The organism is Sphingomonas oligophenolica (assembly GCF_039522915.1).
In the GTDB taxonomy this organism is placed as follows: domain Bacteria; phylum Pseudomonadota; class Alphaproteobacteria; order Sphingomonadales; family Sphingomonadaceae; genus Sphingomonas; species Sphingomonas oligophenolica.
Map to the genome: position 1 here is coordinate 55,532 of NZ_BAAAEH010000001.1, position 18,612 is coordinate 74,143.

14 protein-coding genes are annotated in these 18,612 nt (G+C 59.7%); 7 read left to right on the forward strand and 7 right to left on the reverse strand.

What is annotated here, in order from left to right:
- Positions 1–4 precede the first annotated feature (4 nt).
- The 5 genes from ABD050_RS00255 to ABD050_RS00275 all read right to left on the reverse strand — a co-directional run bounded on the left by ABD050_RS00255 (position 5) and on the right by ABD050_RS00275 (position 4,795).
- A complete protein-coding gene (locus ABD050_RS00255; protein ID WP_343887097.1) occupies positions 5–370 on the reverse strand; it encodes a RidA family protein in 366 nt (121 codons plus the stop codon).
- Between the two features lie 244 nt (positions 371–614).
- Positions 615–2,012, reverse strand: coding sequence for a YfcC family protein (locus tag ABD050_RS00260; RefSeq protein WP_343887098.1), 1,398 nt, complete (start codon positions 2,010–2,012; stop codon positions 615–617).
- The gene (locus tag ABD050_RS00265; RefSeq protein WP_343887099.1) at positions 2,009–3,397 is read right to left on the reverse strand and encodes an FAD-dependent oxidoreductase; all 1,389 of its coding nucleotides are present in this window, start codon (positions 3,395–3,397) and stop codon (positions 2,009–2,011) included. Before ABD050_RS00265 ends, ABD050_RS00260 begins: the two co-directional genes overlap by 4 nt.
- Entirely contained in the window at positions 3,394–3,711 is a 318-nt protein-coding gene (locus tag ABD050_RS00270; protein ID WP_343887100.1) for a (2Fe-2S)-binding protein, read from the reverse strand. Before ABD050_RS00270 ends, ABD050_RS00265 begins: the two co-directional genes overlap by 4 nt.
- Complete coding sequence (locus ABD050_RS00275; protein ID WP_343887101.1) at positions 3,668–4,795, reverse strand: NAD(P)/FAD-dependent oxidoreductase; 1,128 nt, start codon at positions 4,793–4,795, stop codon at positions 3,668–3,670. Before ABD050_RS00275 ends, ABD050_RS00270 begins: the two co-directional genes overlap by 44 nt.
- Before the next feature lie 90 nt (positions 4,796–4,885).
- On the opposite strand from ABD050_RS00275, the gene ABD050_RS00280 reads away from it, so the two are divergent.
- The 3 genes from ABD050_RS00280 (at position 4,886) to ABD050_RS00290 (ending at position 11,025) form a co-directional block, all read left to right on the forward strand.
- Positions 4,886–5,803 (forward strand): LysR substrate-binding domain-containing protein, encoded by a 918-nt coding sequence (locus ABD050_RS00280; protein ID WP_343887102.1) that lies wholly within the window; start codon positions 4,886–4,888, stop codon positions 5,801–5,803.
- 426 nt (positions 5,804–6,229) lie between these two features.
- Positions 6,230–9,025, forward strand: a complete 2,796-nt coding sequence (locus ABD050_RS00285) for a TonB-dependent receptor domain-containing protein (RefSeq protein WP_343887103.1) — start codon at positions 6,230–6,232, stop codon at positions 9,023–9,025.
- A gap of 263 nt (positions 9,026–9,288) precedes the next feature.
- Entirely contained in the window at positions 9,289–11,025 is a 1,737-nt protein-coding gene (locus ABD050_RS00290) for a serine hydrolase domain-containing protein (RefSeq protein ID WP_343887104.1), read from the forward strand.
- A 186-nt stretch (positions 11,026–11,211) separates the two neighbouring features.
- On the opposite strand, the gene ABD050_RS00295 is transcribed toward ABD050_RS00290, so the two are convergent.
- Both ABD050_RS00295 and ABD050_RS00300 read right to left on the reverse strand, forming a co-directional pair.
- Entirely contained in the window at positions 11,212–12,693 is a 1,482-nt protein-coding gene (locus ABD050_RS00295) for a mannitol dehydrogenase family protein (RefSeq protein ID WP_343887105.1), read from the reverse strand.
- A 49-nt stretch (positions 12,694–12,742) separates the two neighbouring features.
- Positions 12,743–13,744 (reverse strand): carbohydrate kinase family protein, encoded by a 1,002-nt coding sequence (locus ABD050_RS00300; protein ID WP_343887106.1) that lies wholly within the window; start codon positions 13,742–13,744, stop codon positions 12,743–12,745.
- A 699-nt stretch (positions 13,745–14,443) separates the two neighbouring features.
- Here ABD050_RS00300 and ABD050_RS00305 point away from each other — a divergent pair.
- Genes ABD050_RS00305 through ABD050_RS00320 form a run of 4 tightly spaced genes read left to right on the forward strand, consistent with a single transcriptional unit; the run spans position 14,444 to position 18,387 of the window.
- Entirely contained in the window at positions 14,444–15,652 is a 1,209-nt protein-coding gene (locus ABD050_RS00305; protein WP_343887107.1) for an ABC transporter substrate-binding protein, read from the forward strand.
- Positions 15,649–16,542, forward strand: a complete 894-nt coding sequence (locus ABD050_RS00310; protein ID WP_343887108.1) for a carbohydrate ABC transporter permease — start codon at positions 15,649–15,651, stop codon at positions 16,540–16,542. Before ABD050_RS00305 ends, ABD050_RS00310 begins: the two co-directional genes overlap by 4 nt.
- Positions 16,539–17,363 carry a carbohydrate ABC transporter permease gene (locus tag ABD050_RS00315; protein ID WP_343887109.1) on the forward strand — a complete coding sequence of 275 codons (825 nt, stop codon included), beginning with the start codon at positions 16,539–16,541 and terminating at the stop codon, positions 17,361–17,363. Before ABD050_RS00310 ends, ABD050_RS00315 begins: the two co-directional genes overlap by 4 nt.
- Before the next feature lie 19 nt (positions 17,364–17,382).
- Entirely contained in the window at positions 17,383–18,387 is a 1,005-nt protein-coding gene (locus ABD050_RS00320; RefSeq protein ID WP_343887110.1) for an ABC transporter ATP-binding protein, read from the forward strand.
- Positions 18,388–18,612 lie beyond the last annotated feature (225 nt).

Genomic DNA, 18,612 nt, shown 5'->3' on the forward strand with positions numbered 1-18,612 from the left:
TCGGTCATGCCTGAAGCGGCAAAGCCGCCGTGACGATGATCTCGACCAGCACTTCGGGCGAGCCCATGTCGCATTGAGCAGTCGCGCGCGTTGGCGGGGAGCCCGGCACCGTCCAGGCATCCCAGATCTCATTCATGATCGGGAAGTCGTTGACGATGTCCTTGATCCAGATCTGCGCAGTCAGGAGGCGGCTCTTGTCCGTGCCGGCGAGGGCGAGATATTTCTCGATCCTGGCCAATGCCTGCTGAGTCTGGCCGCGTATGTCCTGACTGCGATCTTCAGCTGTCATGCCGCAAAGATAGACAATGCCATTGTAGATGACGGCGCGACTGGCACGCGAGTTGGTCTCAATCCGGATGATATCGTTCACGACGAATCCTTGCTCATGATCTGAAGATGCCGCCTGCACCGCTACGTGGAAGGCTTCTATTCGTCCAAGTCCAAAGATCGGCCGGATTATTCTCGGGAGTTATGGACTTTGGGTCGACGACAAACGCCCGCACCAATGGTTCGACGGCATCGCCAACGATGGCCGCGCTACGCAGATGGTGGAAGATTGGTGGCAACGCACTCGGCAACGCACCGGACCGGACCGGCTTAACTTGCCGGGGGTACTACCCGCCGAGTGCCGTGATCAGGTAGACCGCTGCAAAGCCGACCACACAGAGAATAGCGAACAGCGGTGCTACGAAGCGGAACCACTCACCGTAATCGACCTTCGCCACCGCCAGAAATGCCAGCAACAGGCCGTTGGTCGGAGAAATCATGTTGATCAGGCCGGTCCCGACAAGCAGGCTCGTCACCGTTTGCTGGCTGCTTACGCCAGCGAAGTGGGCAATTGGTGCCAGGATCGGCAAGCTGATCGCCGATTTGGGCACGGCAGAGTGTATCAAGAATCCAAAAACCATCTGGCCAAAGACCATGCCCTCCACGACCACGAAGGACGTTTGTCCTGCGATCATATTGGCGAACGATTGCACGACCGTGTCCAAGACCTGGCTGGTTTGGAGGAGTATCTCCATGGAGCTTGCCAGACCCAGCATGATCCCCGCCAGGAGCATGCTTTGCATACCGTCTAGGAAGGCGTCCGCCGCCGAACCCGGTGCCAGCTTTCCCGCAAAGGCAATCAGGACGCCATAGGCAACGAACGCGGCGCCAAGTTCGGGACTGCCCCAATCCCAGAGCCCTGTGCCCGTGAGCAAAGCTATTCCGCCCAGCGCCACGGCCATGAGGACAGCGGAGTGGCGCTTCGTCAGTCGCGTCGCTTCGGGAACGTGATCGACCTTTGGCTGCCGACTCACGTAGAGCAGCACATAAGCCAGCCCCACTCCGAACATCGCAGCAAATATCAAAAAGCGCGGCACAAAACCGCTGAATATCGGCACGCCGGCCAATGGCTGCGCTACGGTCAGGACGAGCGGATTGGTGACGCATGCGACGTAGCCAATGAAGCTGGGCACGAGCACGACTGCCGGCGCGAACAAGGCGGGCAGCTTGAGTCGGCGCGCCATTTCCGCGACGACGGGAATGATCACCAGATACTCGGAGATGAAGCCGAGAAACGTGGCGCCGCATGCAAGGACCAGCATCAAGCCGGTCGTCAGAAGATAGACATTTCCGGAAGTAAGGTGCAGCAGCCGGTCTATTCCGGCGTCAATCGCGCCGGTGGCCCGCAGCACGCCGAACATCCCGCCGACGAACATCACCATGAAGATCAGGCTGGCGGATTTGCTCATTCCCGCAGGGATGGAAGCGAACACGGCGACGATCCCCGCAGCCTTGGCCGGCGCCTGATCCGCAGTCGGCGCGCTCGGGGCAATCAGCGCCGGAACGCCATTGACCTTCGGGACCGTGTGATAGCTACCGGGGACGACATTCCCATCCTTACGCTGATACTTGCCGGCCGGAATCAGGTGGGTCAGCACCATCGTTGCGAGCAACAGCGCCACCATGATCAGCACGGGGTGCAAGTGACCTCGGCGTTTCGGCGCTTTTGCTTCAATCGTGCTCATGGGGTCGCCGGTTGAGCGAGAGACGCCAACTCACCAACGGTAACGGGTTTAAGGGGAGGCCGAATATGGAAGAAACCGACATCGGCGGGCTCACGGTGCTGACAATCCGCAAGCAGCCGAGTTACCGTATAGCCGCACTGTCGGCCCTGACATGGTCCCATGCCGGCGCGCGTTGCAGTTTTCATCTGGCTTGGCCCTGGCCGACCGACATTCGCCAATTGCCTGACATCACCGGCGGTGATCTCCTCGCAGCGGCAGACGATCGTCTTATCGGCCGGCGAAAAAATCTGACGCCGAGGCTTGAACATCGCGTCAAGAAATGGGCGGATTGAGAGTTCGCGAGCGAGCTTCCTCCGAGCAGGACGCCCGGCAAGATGGGCATCATCCTCGTTCAAGCCACCAAGCTTCGAAGCAACGCGAAGGCCGGCAAGTTCTCCACGCAAGACCGCCGCTTTCGCCCCGGCAATGCCGGCTCCGTCACCTGCAATGTACAGGTTCGACTGGGAGCTTTCGCCCCACTCATCGACCACCGGTACAAAACAATCCTGCGCCGAGTTCCAGGCGACCGCACAGTCGACCGAGAGCGCCGCATGAATGTGCGGAACGACCCCTTCGTGGACAAGCAGCAGGTTGGTTTCGATTTCCGCCATAGAACCCTTGTGAGTCCGATAGCGCACGCCTTCAACACGTTCTTTGCCGATGGCCTCTATCTCGGTCACGCCTTTGACAAAGAGCCCGCAGCCTTTCTTGACGGCGGCGCTCCATTCAACGCCCTTGAGGAGATCGCCGCTGGCGCGCAGTGCTGCGGGGAAGTACCTGAGCGCGGATCTCCACTGCCCTAGCGGCGTGGTGTCCAAAAAGCCGGCGAGCCGGCCCCCGGCACGGATGAGCTGGACGGCGTAGAGCAGCGGCAAGGGTCCGCTCCCGGCAATCCAGACCGGCTCGGCAGGAATCTGGCCGGCACTCTTCAGCAGAATCTGCGCCGCGCCGACGGTCAGTACGCCGGGCAAGGTCCAGCCTGGAAACGGAGCGGGGCGTTCCTGTGCGCCGGTCGCGAGGATGACGGCTTCCGCTTCGATAACCTCCGCCTGCTCCTCGAATGACACGAACGCGCGGAAACCCGGCTCGAGCTGCCAGAGCTTGGCACCCGGCCGATAGATCACGCCACTCGCGCGGAACGCTTCTGCGACAGCGCGACCTTCGACATAAGATGGACCCAGGATGTCGTCCCGGCGCGTCGCAGCTTCCACCGAGCGCCAAATCTGACCACCGGGTTCTGCCTGATCATCGATGACCATCACGTTGAGCCCATAGCTGCGGGCCGTGATCGCAGCCGTCATCCCGGCAGGGCCGGAGCCGACCACGAGGAGATTCACGCGGTTCATCGATCGATCCTCGGGCGTCCGAGCTGTCGAGCAACTCGCATCCCGTCGCACACCGGTTTGAGGCAGGTCTGCACCGAGGAAACACCATCCACCTCAGCAAGGCAGTCGAAGCAAACACCCATCATGCAGAAGGGCGCGCGCCGGTTCTGGTGGACTGGCGTAAGTCGTGACCATGGCTCGGGTTGCCGTAGAAGCACCGCCGCGACGCTTTCGCCGGGCTCCGCTGCCGCGGCAACGCCGTCAATGTCGATCATTATGCCAGCTTCAGGTTCATGCAGCTTTCGGAACATCAAAGCGCCTTTGGTGAAAAACATCGAAAAAGGGCGTTAGTCGGCCGGCGGCAATCGCGTCGGCCAACACGCCAGCGTGAGCGGCGGCAAGGGTAACGCCCGAGTGACACACGGCGACGAAGGCGCCAGGATGAGTCTCGGACTCCTGATAGATGGGACAACTGTCCGGCGTCATGATCCGGAGGCCCGCCCACTGCCGGACGAGCTTCGCCCCCCGCAAACCAGGCAACGAGCGCACCGCCATGTTGCTAAGGTCGGCAACAGCCTTGCTGGTGGTTGATGCGTCGAAGCCGACTTCTTCTTTCGTTGCGCCGATGAGGACGGTGCCCTGCTTCGTCTGGCTTATGCCGTGGAGCGGCAACGGCAGGAATTGCTCCAGTCGCTCCGTAACCAGCATCTGTCCGCGCTGCGGCCTGATCGCCAAGTCAAGGCCGACCTGCGCCGCCAGCGCCTTCGACCCAAGGCCCGCTGCGATTACGATCCTGGCCGCCGAGATCCGTTCGTCGCCGAGGTCGACCGTGAAGTCTTGGCTGCCGGTCTTTTGTATCGAGCTAACGATCGCCCCTCCGCGCAGTTGGCCGCCCTTGCGCATGATTCCAGCATGAAGCGCGGACAACAGGCGCAGTGAATTGCATTGGCCGTCCCGATGTCCGTAGCTTGCGCCAACGACCTCGGGGCCGAGTTCAACGTTCGGAAGCAGCTTCGCCAGCGCGTTCCGACCAACCATCTCCCAGTCCGGCTTGACCTTCGATCCGCCGAGCTGATCGTGCCAGCGGGTAAGCAGCGCGCGGCGCTGCTCGAATTCCGTCTCGCTCAGGCAGAAGGCTAGGCCGCCGTTATGCTCGTTCTGGAGATCGAAACCTGTCGCCTCGTTGATTTCCGCGCTGAAATCCGGCCACAAATCGACAGAGGTTCGCGAGAATTGCTGGTATCCCGGCAACCCCATCCCTTTGCTTTGGAGCCAAACCAACGCGCCATTCGCGTTCGATGCGCGATAATCTCTGTCGTTTCCATCTAGGACGAGAACCCGAATGCCACGGGACGCCAGACCGTAAGCGATCGCCGCTCCGACAAGTCCGGCGCCGATAACAATGACGTCCGCTTTCATAGGAATTCCTCTTGCATGGAGTCACGCTATGGGCGCATGGTCCATGCGTCCAACTCGAAAATCGGGACCGGCTATTCTCTAGGGTTATAGATGCCAAGGCATATCAATCTTCGTCAGATCGAGGCGTTCAAGGCGGTCGTGGAAAACGGGACGGTGAGTCGCGCGGCACAGCTACTGAACATTTCGCAGCCGGCGATGAGCAAGCTGATCGCCCACTTGGAATTCGACACCGGCCTTAAGCTATTCGATCGTGTAAAGGGGCGCCTTGCCCCTACTGAACACGCAATGCGCCTCTATGACGAGGTCGGTAGGATCTTCGCAGGCGTGCGCCAGGTCGAGAACGCCGTGGATGCCATTCGTCGCGAGGAACAAGGGCGCCTCGCAATCGGTGTCATGCCTGCGCTGTCGGGGTCGTTCGTGCAGCGGGCGACGGCCGGTTTTCTGGAGCAGAACCCAAATGTGTTCTGCTCGATAGAGTCTAGAACGTCGCAGAGAATCGTCGACTGGCTAATTACTCGGAAACTCGATGTCGGCCTGGTTGGTGCGAACATCGACAACCCCTACATCACCAAGGAGCCTCTCCTCGAACATCCGCTCGTATGTGTCATGCGACCTGATCACGAGTTGGCCCAGAAGAGTGTTGTGACGATCGATGACATCAAGCGAATGCCCTTCATCGCTTTCCATCCTGATGCCGACGTTGGCGCCTTGGTGGGGCGGATGTTCGAAGAACACGAGGTCGAGCCCAATATAGCGTTGATCGCTAACATCGCCCCAACCGTGTGCGAATTCGTTGCCGACGGCATCGGAATATCACTGGTGCATCCACTCATGGTGAGTGGCTTGGAGCACCGGCTGGTCGCGCGCCGCTTCGAGCCTGAAATTCTCTATAACTTCCAACTTTGCCGAAGCGCCGAGAGTCGCAATGCCCAGTTGGTTGAGGCATTTGCAAAAGAGGTTCGGGCGACGGCGGAAAGGATTTCGCAAAAGATGCTCGGCGAAACCTGATACAGACAGAGAGCCCCTTTTCCGTTTTCTTTTCGCAGACGGTCGTCCTGTCGTTCAACGCCGATGGTTCAAAGATATGAGCGCGCGACCATAACTGCTGGGAATAGCCAAACGATGTGGGCTTCAGAAATTGCCTCCATCGCTCCCCGGCACACCCAGCGAGCCATCGGTAACGTCGCCAAAGAACCAACAGACCACGCTCTCAGTCGCGGCGAAGGCCGGTAAGGACAAAAAAGCTATAACCCTGGAGAATAGAAGCCGCGATTTTCGGTCTTTGTATGTATTATTTGCGGCACTTAGGTTTCAGAATCGGGACACGCACAGGCGTGGCCGTCAGGGAAACCAAAGGGGAAGACCATGTCCAGGGGTAGTAGCGATCAAGTCAAACGGCCAGCTTTGAGGACCGTTTCGTCCTTTGCAATCGCGATGTATGCGCTGACATCAGCGCATACGGTGTCCGCTCAGACCGCCGAGCCAAAACCCAGCGAAAAGGCTCCGATCGAAACTGGCGAAATAACAGTCACCGCTACGCGTGTCGTTCGCGACGGTTACAAGGCGCCGACACCGACATCCGTGATCGGTGCGGTGGAAATCGCCAATAAGGCACCTGCTAACATCGCCGACCTCGTCAACCAGATTCCCTCGATGTTTGGCAGTGCCACGCCGCTGAACGCCGTTGCCGGCGTCAGCGGTGGCCAATCGGGGATCAATACGCTTAATCTGCGCAATTTAGGTCCCAACCGAACCTTGGTTCTTCTCGACGGGCAAAGGATCGCCGCCTCAACACTAACCGGCTGGGTCGACGTCAACAATCTGCCCCAAGCCCTTGTCAAACGTGTTGATGTTGTGACCGGAGGCGCGTCTGCCGGCTGGGGTTCGGACGCCGTTGCCGGCGTTGTCAACTTCGTGCTCGACAAAGATTTTACCGGCCTAAAGGGCGAGGTTTCAGGTGGCCTCACGACTTATGGGGATAACGGTGACTATAAGGTATCACTGACCTGGGGCTCCGGCTTCGCAGGCGGCCGAGGCCACATTTTGCTGAGTGCAGAAGACGCCCATAGCAATGGCATCACCGGTGTGCCCCGCTCTTGGGCTCGCACGGCCAAATTGCTGGGAACAAATCCGGCATACGCCGCCGGTAATGGCCAACCCCAGTTCTTAACGACATTCACCGGTTTTGCCACAGCAACGCCAGGGGGCATCATTACATCGGGACCTGCAAAGGGCACATATTTCGGGGCCGGAGGCATCCCCCTTCGGTACAATTATGGCACCGTTAGCGGCAACTTCATGCAAGGTGGTCAGAATGACGCGTACGATTTCGCGTCACAGGCTGGCGATCTCGCCCCCAGGCTGGATCGGAAAAACATCTTCTTCCGCACGAGTTTCGACCTGAGCGACCATGTTCAGATATTTGGGCAGGCCTCCTATGGCCAGGCTCATTCTGACGAGAACGCGCTCGCTTTTGCGGGATTCAATTTCTTCACCATCAACCCCGTCACCAATGCGTTCCTCCCCGCCAGCGTGGCGGCAGCGGCAGGCACGACGCCTTTTACGCTGGGCAGCTACAATCAGGATTATGGTTCGGTAATCGCATTGACGCGCCGCAGTACCAGAAGGTTCGTCGCCGGACTTAATGGTGACTTTAACGCGCTGGGCTCCAACTGGAGTTGGGATGCTTACGGTCAGACGACGACCAACGACATCTACGTAGAGTCATACCAGTTCAATTTGGCAAATCTGAAAGCTGCGGTCGATGCGGTGCGGAATCCGACCACAGGCGCGATCCAGTGCGCGTCAGTTGCGACCAATCCAAATTGCGTTCCCTACAATGTGTTCGGTATCGGAGTGAATTCGCCAGCAGCTCTCGCATATGTTGCCGGTAGGCCTTGGGGCCGGACCAAACTAACTCAGGACGTATTCGCCGCGAATCTGCACGGCACGCCCTTTTCTGATTGGGCTGGCCCAATCTCAATGGCTGCAGGTATAGAGCATCGCAGAGAGGCGGTCAGTGGTAGCAATGACCCGCTATCCAACACGAATGGCTGGCGGTCCGGCAACCAGCATGCCACTTCGGGCTCATACCAAGTCACCGAAGGCTACCTTGAGCTCGTAGTTCCATTGCTCAAGGACCAGTTCCTCGGCAAGAGCATGGATCTGAATGGGGCGGTTCGCCAAACGGACTATAGCCTATCCGGCGCAGTCACGACCTGGAAGGCAGGCCTGACATATTCGCCGATCGATGACATTACGTTTCGCATAACCCGGTCGCGCGACATTCGTGCGCCCAATCTGTCTGACCTTTTCGCCGTTGGTGCCACCGCTACCTCGGGGGGACTCTTCGATACAGTTACCGGCACGAACGCAGGCCCAAGGGTGTTAACTGTCACGAGTGGAACCACCAATCTGAAGCCGGAGGTAGCCAATAGCCTCAACCTTGGGGTTGTTGTTCGGCCGCGCTTCTTGCCGGGTTTCGAAGCTTCAGTGGACTACTACCGAATCGACATCAACAATTCGATTTTTACCACGAGCACGCAGCAGATAATTGACCAATGCGCTCAAGGATCTTCACAAGCTTGTGCCGCCATTATCCGCGATGGATCTGGCGCTATAACCCAAGTAAATGTCGTTCCGATCAATCTTGCCAAACAGCTGAACCGTGGAATTGACTTTGAAGCGAGCTACCGTCGGCATCTTTCAGTCGCACCATTTATAGACGGAACTCTCACGATCCGCGGCTTGGCGACGCATTTCCTACAGAATTTGATCAACAACGGCATCACGACACCAACCGACAACGTTGGCACCAATAGTGACGGTGTAGGCGGCGTGGTAATGCAGTCTCTTCCACGCTGGAAGTATCAAGCCAGCATAAACTGGGACCAGGGACCTCTCTCCCTCGGCTTCACACTGCGCGGGGTCAGCGATGGAGTTCTAAACACGAGCTACATCTCGTGCGCCTCGGCCTGTCCGACAGCCACGCCCGCCCACCCCACGATCGATGACAACCACATTCCCGGGGCGATATATTTCGACAGCAATTTCAAGTACACGGTCTCGAAAAGGCTGGAAGTATTCGCTGTGGTCCAGAATCTCCTGAATACGGACCCAGTAGCGACCGCTTACGGCCCCTCGGTGGGTTCAAACCCGCTCGCGATCAGCCCGAACCTCTATGACGTTCTCGGGCGGACCTTCCGGTTCGGAGTACGATTCAAGATGTAAAGACCCCGCTGCCTAGGCCGGTTTGACGCGGTCACCGGCCTACGGCAGCGGATGGCTATGACGCTAGAGAGGGCGAGTTCATAACCGATATTTCTTTGGTTTGCTGCCGGCCCCCGGCCATCGCCTGCACAACAACGCCGGCACTAGAGCCCGCCGCCCACTCGGTAATGCAGCTGAGGCAATGCAGACCAAACGCCAGCTTATCCGGGCAGCCACTGCTTGGGTTAATAAAAATCAGACCGAAGATATTGAGGCGACAGATCATGGATAGGCGATCGTTACTGAAAATCGCAGCAGCAGGCACTGCCGCGGCTTCAGTCGCAGGAATTGCAAGAGCGACAGGCAATCCGCGGGCTATCACAGTCCGCGATCGCGGAACGTCCAGGCACCCGTATGGAGCCGCCATCGACAAGCTCGTCGCCTATGCCGAGCGGGATCTTGTCACGGCCGGCATTCCGGGGTTGAGTCTTTGCCTCGTCGATGCCGAGGGCTTTGCGGCCGTCGTGTGCCTAGGGTGGGCTGATATGGATCGCCGGATCCCGATGGATCCCTCGCATCTGTTTCAGATTGGGTCGATCAGTAAATCGTTTGGCGCCTTGTGCGTGTACCGCCTTGTCGATCAGGGAACGATCGACCTTGATGCTCCATTGTCGCGCTATCTCCCCGACGCCCCACTGCCGGCCGAACCCATTTTGGTGCAGCAGATCTTGAGCCATACGGCAGGGCTGCCCCGCAGCGCCCCCGTGTTCCCGAGGGTTCCAGATCACAAGCTTTGGACCGGTTTCACTCCTGGAACCAACTTCTCCTACAGCAATACCGGCTACGAACTTATCGGCATGTTGATCGAGAAAGTCACCGGCAAGCCCTATCCTTTAGCCTTGCGCGAACTGGTCATTGGGCCGCTCGGAATTACCGGTATGAAGGAGACGCTTCAGGTCAGTGACCGAGCGAGCTACGCGGTTGGCTATTCGCCACTTGATGCCAGTGGATCGATAATGACGAATGTTCCCCTGGGGCAGACGCAATGGATAAACTTCGATACGCCCGACGGTAATATTGGCACATCTGCGGATGCGATGACGCGGTATCTCAGGTACCTGATCGCCGTTGGTCGGGGCCACGGCGCTCCCCTCCTTTCCGATGCCAGCGCGCGAAGGTTCATCACCGCAGCGGAACCGGCAGCTGCGGCAGCTTTCGGAAAGGGCGCGGCCTACGCAAGTGGCTTGGAGGTAATTGATTTCGATGGTCACAGCGCGCTTCACCATACGGGAGGAACGTGGGGCTTTGCCTCATCGATGACCGTAGACCCCGTTACAGGCGTGGGCTGCTTCCTAAGCGTGAACGCGCGCGTTGCGGGTTACCGGCCGGAAGAAATCAGCAAGTACGCCTGCAAGCTGTTACGGTACGCTCGCGAAGGTGGTGAGCCGCCACGTCCTCCTGAAACACCCTCGCCGGACGAGATTAGCAGCGCCGAAGATTATGCCGGCACCTTCATTGGTCCCAACGGCGCCCGCTTTCAGCTGATCGCTCGCCCGGCGCGCCTGACTCTCTCGGCGGACGGTCGCGAAGGACGCATGCAGCCCATGGGGGACCACAAATTCATGTCCGATCATCCCCGATTCGGAGCTCACGTTTTCGATTTCGAGCGCAGCGGCGACCGTGTCACAGCCGTTTGGTTCGGAGGCACGCTTTATGGACGCGGTACTGCAGTGCCACAGCCTACAGTCCCTGCGGACCTGGCAGCTCTGCAAGGTGATTACGTTGGTACCGATCCGATGGGCGGGTGGTGGCGCACGGTCATCGCGCAGGGCGAGCGCCTCGTGCTCGAGACTGACGCTGGATCTCGCGCCAAGAACACGTTGCTCCGCAGGGGCGATTACTGGCAGATGGCAAGCTCCGAGAACCCGTGCGAGCGCGTCCGATTTCTGGATGTGATAAACGGTGTCCCACAGCGGCTGAACGTTTCCGGTCGCGATCTGCGGCGATTCAACAGGCGATAGCGCGATTGTCGCAGATTTCGGTGCCTAGCCCCACGATGTGTTCGAACGGTCTGCGCTATCGCCTATCTGGGTGCGTATCGTAACCGGTTTTTTGCGATCTCGTTGCTTTGGGCAGTTCGCCCAGAATTATTGCCTCCCTCGATTCCGAACGGGCAGAGGTGCCGCTCGCTTGCTCCACGATATCCTTCAGAACAGTCCTTGATCGGCGCCTGCGGCTATCGTTGCCCTGATCCCGTTTTCATAAATAGGTGCCAGCCATCTGCCGACAGCCGCGATCAAGCGCTTATCACGACCGAGCGGGCCGAACAGCTCGGTGATCGACAGCAAAGGCGTGGGATCATTGCGGCCCTCTTGCGCCTTGCACGCCAGAATATCAGCCATCGGATGGATGACCGTGATGGATTCGCCATTCTCGCCTTCACCGGCCACACGACGGCACCAAGCTGCCAGACCAAGAGCCAGCAGGTCGATTGATTGATCCCCGCCGAGGCGGTCGCGTATCGGGTCGACCAGGACGTTGACGGGCGCATCGTTGTTGACCCGCTGAGTGGTGTCCTTGATGGCTCTGTTGGCAAACCGGTTTATCAGCGACTGCTTGTAGTCCGCCAGGTCGATCCCTGGCACCGGCATGAGAGTCGGTCCGGTCTCGTTGTCCATCAGGGCTGTCATGTAGCGGCGGATGAGCGGATCTTCGATCGTCTCACTGATCAACGAATATCCCGACAGCTGTCCGAGTCCTGCGATTGCTAGATGGCTTCCATTTAGAAGCCGTAGCTTCATGAACTCGTAGGGCGCCACATCGCGGACGAATTGCGCCCCGACCTTTTCCCAAGCCGGACGTTCCGCCACGAAATTGTCCTCGATCACCCATTGGCGGAAAATCTCGGCGTGGAGCGACGCCCGATCCCTGAGCCCCGTCTCGGCGCACAATGCGACGATCTCCTCGCTGGTCGGCACCGGCGTGATCCGGTCGACCATCGAGTTTGGGAAACTCGCATTCGCGTCGATCCACCTGGCTAGATCCGGATCTTGGCGATCGGCAAGCGCAAGCACGACCGCCTTCAGAACCTGGCCGTTATGCTGGATATTGTCGCAACAAAGCGACGTGAAGGCCCGCACTCCTGCCGCTCGCCGACGTCGATACGCTTCGACCAATATCCCGGGAACCGTACGAGGACGATTCGGAGCCGCGAGATCGGCAATGATTTCCGGACTTGCGAAGTTGAGCGCCTTAGTGGCGCGATCGAGATGGTAGCCGTTCTCGGTCACCGTCGTGCTGACAATGCGCGTCTCAGGCGCATCGATCGCCGAAAGCAGCGCATCAGTCGATGCAGAGGCGTCGATCGTCGTGACGATCGAGCCGATAACGACGCGATGTTCCCGCGAGCCTTCACGTTCGACCAGAGTGTAAAGTCCGTCCTGATCGGCGAGCACATCCAGCAATTCCTTGTCGGAGGCCCTGAGACCCGCGCCTTTGATGCCCCACGCGAGTGCGGTCTCATCCTGCCCCATCAGATCATGAGCGTAACGAGCCATATGGGCGCGGTGAAATCCACCCAGTCCAAGATGAACGATACCATGAGAGACCCTCCGCACATCGAACAGCGGCCGCTCAAATCCAGTGGGCAGGACAGGGAAGTCAGCGCGGGAAAGATTCATGGATGTCATTGGCTGTTCCCATCATCGGCTATCACTTCAGCTTTCCGGTCCATCACAATCAGACGTCCGCGCCGTCGATTGAGCATCGAGTGAGTGCCTCCAATTCCAAGGATGTTGGAAGGATCGGCCCACGTCTGGAGCAAGTCACGCCGGCCGCACCAACGGCGAAAGACCCTAGTGCGAAGAGTTGTTTTGCGTTGAGTGATGCGATGGCTGCGGATGAGACCCATCGTTCTTGAGTCAGCATCGACAACATTGCGGCCATGAAGCTGTCGCCAGCGCCGACCGTATCAACCACAACAGTGTCCGCAGGTGGAATTTCGACGCAGCCGGCCGCGTGGGTGAAGAGCGACGCCCCTTGGGAGCCTCTTGTGAGCACGACGAGCGCGGTTCGATCGTTCAGCCAGGCACGGCAGATGGCATCAGGATCGGCGTCGCCATAGAGAAGCGCTATATCCTCCTCGCTCACTTTTATGACGTGGCACAGGGGTCGAAGATCTTCGATGGCGCCGTGCCAAGTAGCACGCTCCGGGACGACCGAGAGACGAACATTTGGGTCGAAACTGATCAACGCACGGTCGGCGAAGCGGTGTGCGAGACAGAGGAGTGGTCGAGCCGAGTTAGGCAGGACCGTGGCAATCGAACCAAGATGAACGCCCTCTATCTTGTCCTCGACCTGGTCGATCACTTCTCCAACGGGGTAGTAGAGCGCCTGATCGAGACCAGAGAAACTGTAGCGCGGTTTGCCAAGGTCGTCGGTGGCAATGATCGCCAGAGCGGTGATGACGGCAGAGCGCCGCAAAAACTGGTTCGCAACACCCTCAGTAGTCAATTGTGCGGCGATCCGATCGCCTAAGAAATCCCGCGCGAGATCGCTTGCGAAGCCGACCTGCACTCCAAGCCGCGCCATCCCGACCGCGACATTGAACGGCGAGCCACCAGCGACAGCCTTTAGCCGGACTTCGCCGGTCGATCCCGTTTCGCCTTCGTCGACGAACAAATCATACAGCGCTTCCCCGCAAATCAGGTGCATTCCGGCCTCCAACGCAAATGCCGTCACAACTTCCACGCTTGCAGGGCTGTAGCGGGTCCAGAAATCTCACCTTCGGCGTGTCGTAAACTCAGCAGAACGTCAAAGTCCGGATTAACGTAGGAATATTCTCCACGGTTATGCTGTGCTGTAACAGAGTCATGGCGCGCACCATTTTTTAGGCACCAATACCCACCAGAATCTGAGGTTGCGATAAATGGGGTACCAGGCGGACCCGCTATTGGAGGGCGCAACCCTTATAACCCTCACGAATACGGCCTGTAGATATCGGACTTGGACATTTTGTCCGTCCCTCATCACGGTGAACACGCTCAAGCGGGGAATTTGAAAGCGCCGAGGGACCGAGCCGTGCCCAAACCCACGCCTCACCGTCCTGGTGGCGCGCCCATTTTCCTCGATTGCGTCTCGAGCGACTGTTCACAAATCCGGTTGGGCGCGACCACCTTCGATCGAAACCGCCAATCCGACACTCTTGGGATGCCGGACCAGATTGTTCGGTGACAGATTGATCCGAGTTGATTCCGAATACTGCGGGCGTGTCCCGCCAAGATAAGACTGCGGGCCTGTCCCGCCAAAATAAGACGGAGCAGGATGCTAACGAGGATGAGGTCGAGGTGGGCGATATTGTCGCTGATTGCGTTGGGTGCGTGCACACCGGGCGACAACAGGCGAACGACCCTTACCATTGCGACGGTCAACAATGGCGACATGGTTCGCCTGAAGGATTTCACAAGGGACTTCGAAGCGAGCCATCCGTCGATCCATCTGAAATGGGTCGTGCTCGAGGAGAATATCCTGCGTCAGCGCGTCACAACCGATGTCGCTATCCGCGGTGGCCAATATGATGTCCTCACCATCGGCGCCTATGAAGTTCCGGTATGGGCCAAGCGCCACTGGCTTACCTCACTGGACGATCTCGGCCCCACCTATCGGGCTGATGATCTGATCGGGCCGATCCGCTCGGCGGTGACCTATGACAAGGTTCAATATGCCGCACCGTTCAATGGCGAGAGTGCGATCACAATGTATCGCACCGACCTGTTCCGGAAGGCCGGCATCATCATGCCTGCGGTTCCCTCATGGAATTTCCTGATCCAGGCAGCCGCGAAGCTGAATCGCCCGAGCGAGGGAGTCTATGGCCTATGCCTGCGCGGCAAGGCGGGCTGGGGGGAAAATATGGCTCTCATCACCGCGATGGCCAATTCCTTCGGCGCCCGCTTGTTCGACGAACGCTGGCAGCCCCAGTTCGACACGCCCGAATGGCGCACCACGATCACGACCTATGTCCAGGCCCTGCGCAGCTACGGTCCGCCAGGCGCGGTCGCCAACGGGTTCAACGAGAATCTGGCGATGTTCGCGCAAGGCAAATGCGCCATCTGGTTCGACTCAACCGTCGCCGCTCCCTTTCTCAGCGACCCGAAAACGTCGACGGTTTCGGCGACGGTGGGATTTGCGCCGCCCCCGGACGAGCATCTCGGGCGCCCCGCGAGCTGGTTGTGGACATGGGCGCTCGCCATTCCCGCCAGCTCGCGCAAGGCGGCAGCGGCGAAGGAGTTCATCCGCTGGGCCGCGGGGCCTGCCTATTCAAGCCTCGTTGCGCATCGCCTCGGTTGGCTTGCTGTGCCGCCGGGGACGCGTAAATCGCTCTACACGAGCCCCGACTATCGCCGCGTGGCGCCCTTTGCCGACACCACGCTGAATGCGATCAATGCCGTCAATACCGCCGCTCCGACAGTGAAGCCGGTCCGCTATGTCGGCGCCCAATATGCGGCGATCCCCGAATTTCAGGGCATCGGCACCGAGGTCGGCCAGGCGTTCGCCGCAGCCGTCGCGGGGCAGGTGTCACCCGACGATGCTCTGGCCGAAGCGCAGGCTGCGACGAAGCGCCAGATGGCTGCAGCAGGCTATTATAAATGACGGCCCCGGCCGTTCCCGCCGGCTCCAGCCGAGCCTATCTTCGCGGGCAAGGACGCCTGCTCGTCGCGCCCGCGGTCGTCCTGCTCCTCGCAGCCTCGATCCTGCCGTTCATCGCGACCTTCTGGTTCTCGCTCATTGACTATCGATTGCTGTCTCCAGGGGCGCACCGCTTCGTCGGCCTTGCGAATTATGTGAAGCTCGTGACCGATCCCGGCTTCCTGCCGGCGCTCGGCAACACGTTGCTGCTGATCGGCCTCGTCCTCGCCCTCAGCATCGGCCTTGGGCTGGCGATCGCCTTGCTGATCGAGCGCGCGGTGATCGGACGGGGTATCCTGCGGTTGTTGATCATCTCGCCCTTTTTCGTGATGCCACCGGTCGCGGCATTGCTCTGGAAGAACCTGCTGATGCAGCCGGTATCCGGCTTCTTCGCCTGGATCGCTTCGCTCTTCGGCATGCCTGCCCTCGACTGGTTCGCCAACGCGCCCCTCACGTCGATCGGGCTGATCGTCGCCTGGCAATGGCTGCCCTTTGCCTGTCTGATCCTGCTCACCTCGCTCCAGTCCTTCGACCGGGAGCAACGAGAGGCGGCCGAGCTGGACGGCGCATCGTCGCTCGCGATCTTTCGCTATCTCGTGCTCCCGCATCTGGCGCGGCCGATGGCAATCATCGTCATGATGGAGACGATCTTCCTGCTGAGCGTGTTCGCCGAGATCTTTGTGACGACAGGCGGCGGGCGGGCGAGCAGCAATCTTGCCTTCCTCGTCTATTCGCAGGTCATGCTCCAGTATGACATCGGCGCTGCGTCAGCGGCCGGCATTGTTGCGGTGATCTTCGCCAACATCCTAGCCTTCTTCCTCGTTCGGGCGGTCGGCCGCTCACTGGACGCATGATGCGCAGCCGAAGTTCTTCGATCCTGCTGACGGCGCTCGCTTGGGTGGCGGCAATTACCATCGCCTTTCCGCTGCTCTGGACGCTCCTGACCAGCTTCAAGCCCGAGCTCGAGGCGGTCGCCTTTCCGCCGCGCTTCGTGCGCTTTTCCTGGACGCTCGAAAACTACCGTGACGTCGTAACCGGTGGCGACTATGCCGATGCGCTTCGCAACTCGATCCTCGTCGCCGGCGGATCATCGGCGCTGGTCCTGCTGCTGGGTGTGCCGGCGGCCTGGGCGATGGCCTTTGCACCGACGCGGCATACGCGCGGCCTCCTGTTGTGGATGCTGTCGACGAAGATGCTGCCGCCGGTCGGCGCGCTCATTCCGATCTTCCTCTTTTATCGCGACTGGAGCCTGCTCGACACGCATCTCGGCGTGATCCTGCTGCTCGCGGCCGGAAACCTGCCGATCGCGGTGTGGATGCTCTATGCGAACTTCAAGGAAGTGCCCGCCGAGATCCTTGAAGCCGCGCGCATGGACGGAGCCTCGCTGTTACAGGAAGTTCTTGTCGTCCTCGCGCCGATGGCGCTTCCGGGCCTCGCCTCGACCTTCTTCCTGATCTTCACGCTGGCGTGGAACGAATCCTTCTGGAGCCTCAACGTCACCAGCACCGACGCGGCGCCGCTGACCGCGTTCATCGCCGCCTTTTCCAGTCCCCAGGGCCTTTTCTGGGCCAAGCTCTCGGCCGCATCGATGCTGTCGATCGCGCCGGTGGTCGTCATCGGCTGGCTTTGCCAACGCCAGCTCGTTCGCGGCCTGACCTTCGGAGCAGTCAAATGATCAACGGAACCCGCCGCCGATGAGCGCCATCATCCTTGAAGGTGTCAGCAAGCGCTTCGGCGACCATCTTGCGACCGACAATATCGATCTTGTCATCCCCGACGGCCAGTTCACCGTTTTCGTAGGACCATCGGGATGCGGCAAGACGACCTTGCTCCGGCTGATCGCCGGGCTCGAAGACATCGACGCGGGTCGCCTTCTGATCGATGGCGTCGACATGGCCCACACTCCGCCTGCCGCACGGCGGCTCGCGATGGTCTTCCAGTCCTACGCGCTCTATCCGCACATGACGGTGCGCGCCAATCTCGGCTTTGCGTTGAAGGTTGGCCGTTCGCCGAAGAGCGAAATCGCCGCCCGCGTCGAGACCGTCGCGAAGATGCTCAGCCTCGATAACCTGCTCGATCGCAAGCCCGCCGCGCTGTCCGGCGGGCAGCGCCAGCGGGTGGCAATCGGACGAGCGCTCGTTCGACAGCCCAGGGCGTTTCTGTTCGATGAGCCGCTTTCGAATCTCGACGCCGCGCTGCGTGGGCAAATGAGGTTCGAAATCCGGCGGCTTCAACAGGACCTTGGCATCACTGCGGTCTATGTCACCCATGACCAGGCCGAGGCGATGACTATGGCCGATCAGATCGTGGTGTTTCGCGACGGCCGGATCGAGCAAGTCGGTACGCCACTCGATATCTATCGCCGGCCCGCCAATATTTTCGTGGCGGGATTTATCGGCTCACCCCAGATGAACTTCCTGACCGGGGCCTACGCGAGCCCGTATGGTGCCGCGACGATCGGAATCCGTCCGGAACATCTGAAGATCGCGACGGATGGGATCTTGCGGAGCGAGGTTCGCACGGTGGAGCATCTGGGCAACGAGGCACTGGTGCACGCCGAACTGCCGGACGGCACGATACTGACGGCGCGATGCTCCGAGGACGTGTCGACCCATACTGGAGAGGCGATCTCCTTTTCCGTGGACCCGGCCCGCGTCCACCGCTTCGATCAAGGCGAACGGGCCCCGATTCACGAATGACAGTTTCTCCCGATCCAGATTGATCGGTTCTGCATAGACATCGAAGTCCACCAACCGCTCAATAGACCTCCTCACCCTGTTCTTCTAATTCACAAACTCAATTCCGCAGGAACCATAACCATGGAGAATAGAGGGCACTCCATTTGGTCTTTGTATCATTTATTGTCATTTCTTGAGGTCAAAACCACCGGCTTCAGCCGGTAAGAGGCTTTAGCCGTCCGACGG

Coding starts and splice junctions, on each gene's coding strand:
- ABD050_RS00320 (WP_343887110.1), top strand. CDS start 17,383: ATGAGCGCCATCATCCTTGAAGGTGTCAGCAAGCGCTTCGGCGACCAT.
- ABD050_RS00290 (WP_343887104.1), top strand. CDS start 9,289: ATGGATAGGCGATCGTTACTGAAAATCGCAGCAGCAGGCACTGCCGCG.
- ABD050_RS00260 (WP_343887098.1), bottom strand. CDS start 2,012: ATGAGCACGATTGAAGCAAAAGCGCCGAAACGCCGAGGTCACTTGCAC.
- ABD050_RS00280 (WP_343887102.1), top strand. CDS start 4,886: ATGCCAAGGCATATCAATCTTCGTCAGATCGAGGCGTTCAAGGCGGTC.
- ABD050_RS00315 (WP_343887109.1), top strand. CDS start 16,539: ATGATGCGCAGCCGAAGTTCTTCGATCCTGCTGACGGCGCTCGCTTGG.
- ABD050_RS00285 (WP_343887103.1), top strand. CDS start 6,230: ATGTATGCGCTGACATCAGCGCATACGGTGTCCGCTCAGACCGCCGAG.
- ABD050_RS00265 (WP_343887099.1), bottom strand. CDS start 3,397: ATGAACCGCGTGAATCTCCTCGTGGTCGGCTCCGGCCCTGCCGGGATG.
- ABD050_RS00275 (WP_343887101.1), bottom strand. CDS start 4,795: ATGAAAGCGGACGTCATTGTTATCGGCGCCGGACTTGTCGGAGCGGCG.
- ABD050_RS00270 (WP_343887100.1), bottom strand. CDS start 3,711: ATGTTTTTCACCAAAGGCGCTTTGATGTTCCGAAAGCTGCATGAACCT.
- ABD050_RS00310 (WP_343887108.1), top strand. CDS start 15,649: ATGACGGCCCCGGCCGTTCCCGCCGGCTCCAGCCGAGCCTATCTTCGC.
- ABD050_RS00305 (WP_343887107.1), top strand. CDS start 14,444: ATGGTTCGCCTGAAGGATTTCACAAGGGACTTCGAAGCGAGCCATCCG.
- ABD050_RS00295 (WP_343887105.1), bottom strand. CDS start 12,693: ATGACATCCATGAATCTTTCCCGCGCTGACTTCCCTGTCCTGCCCACT.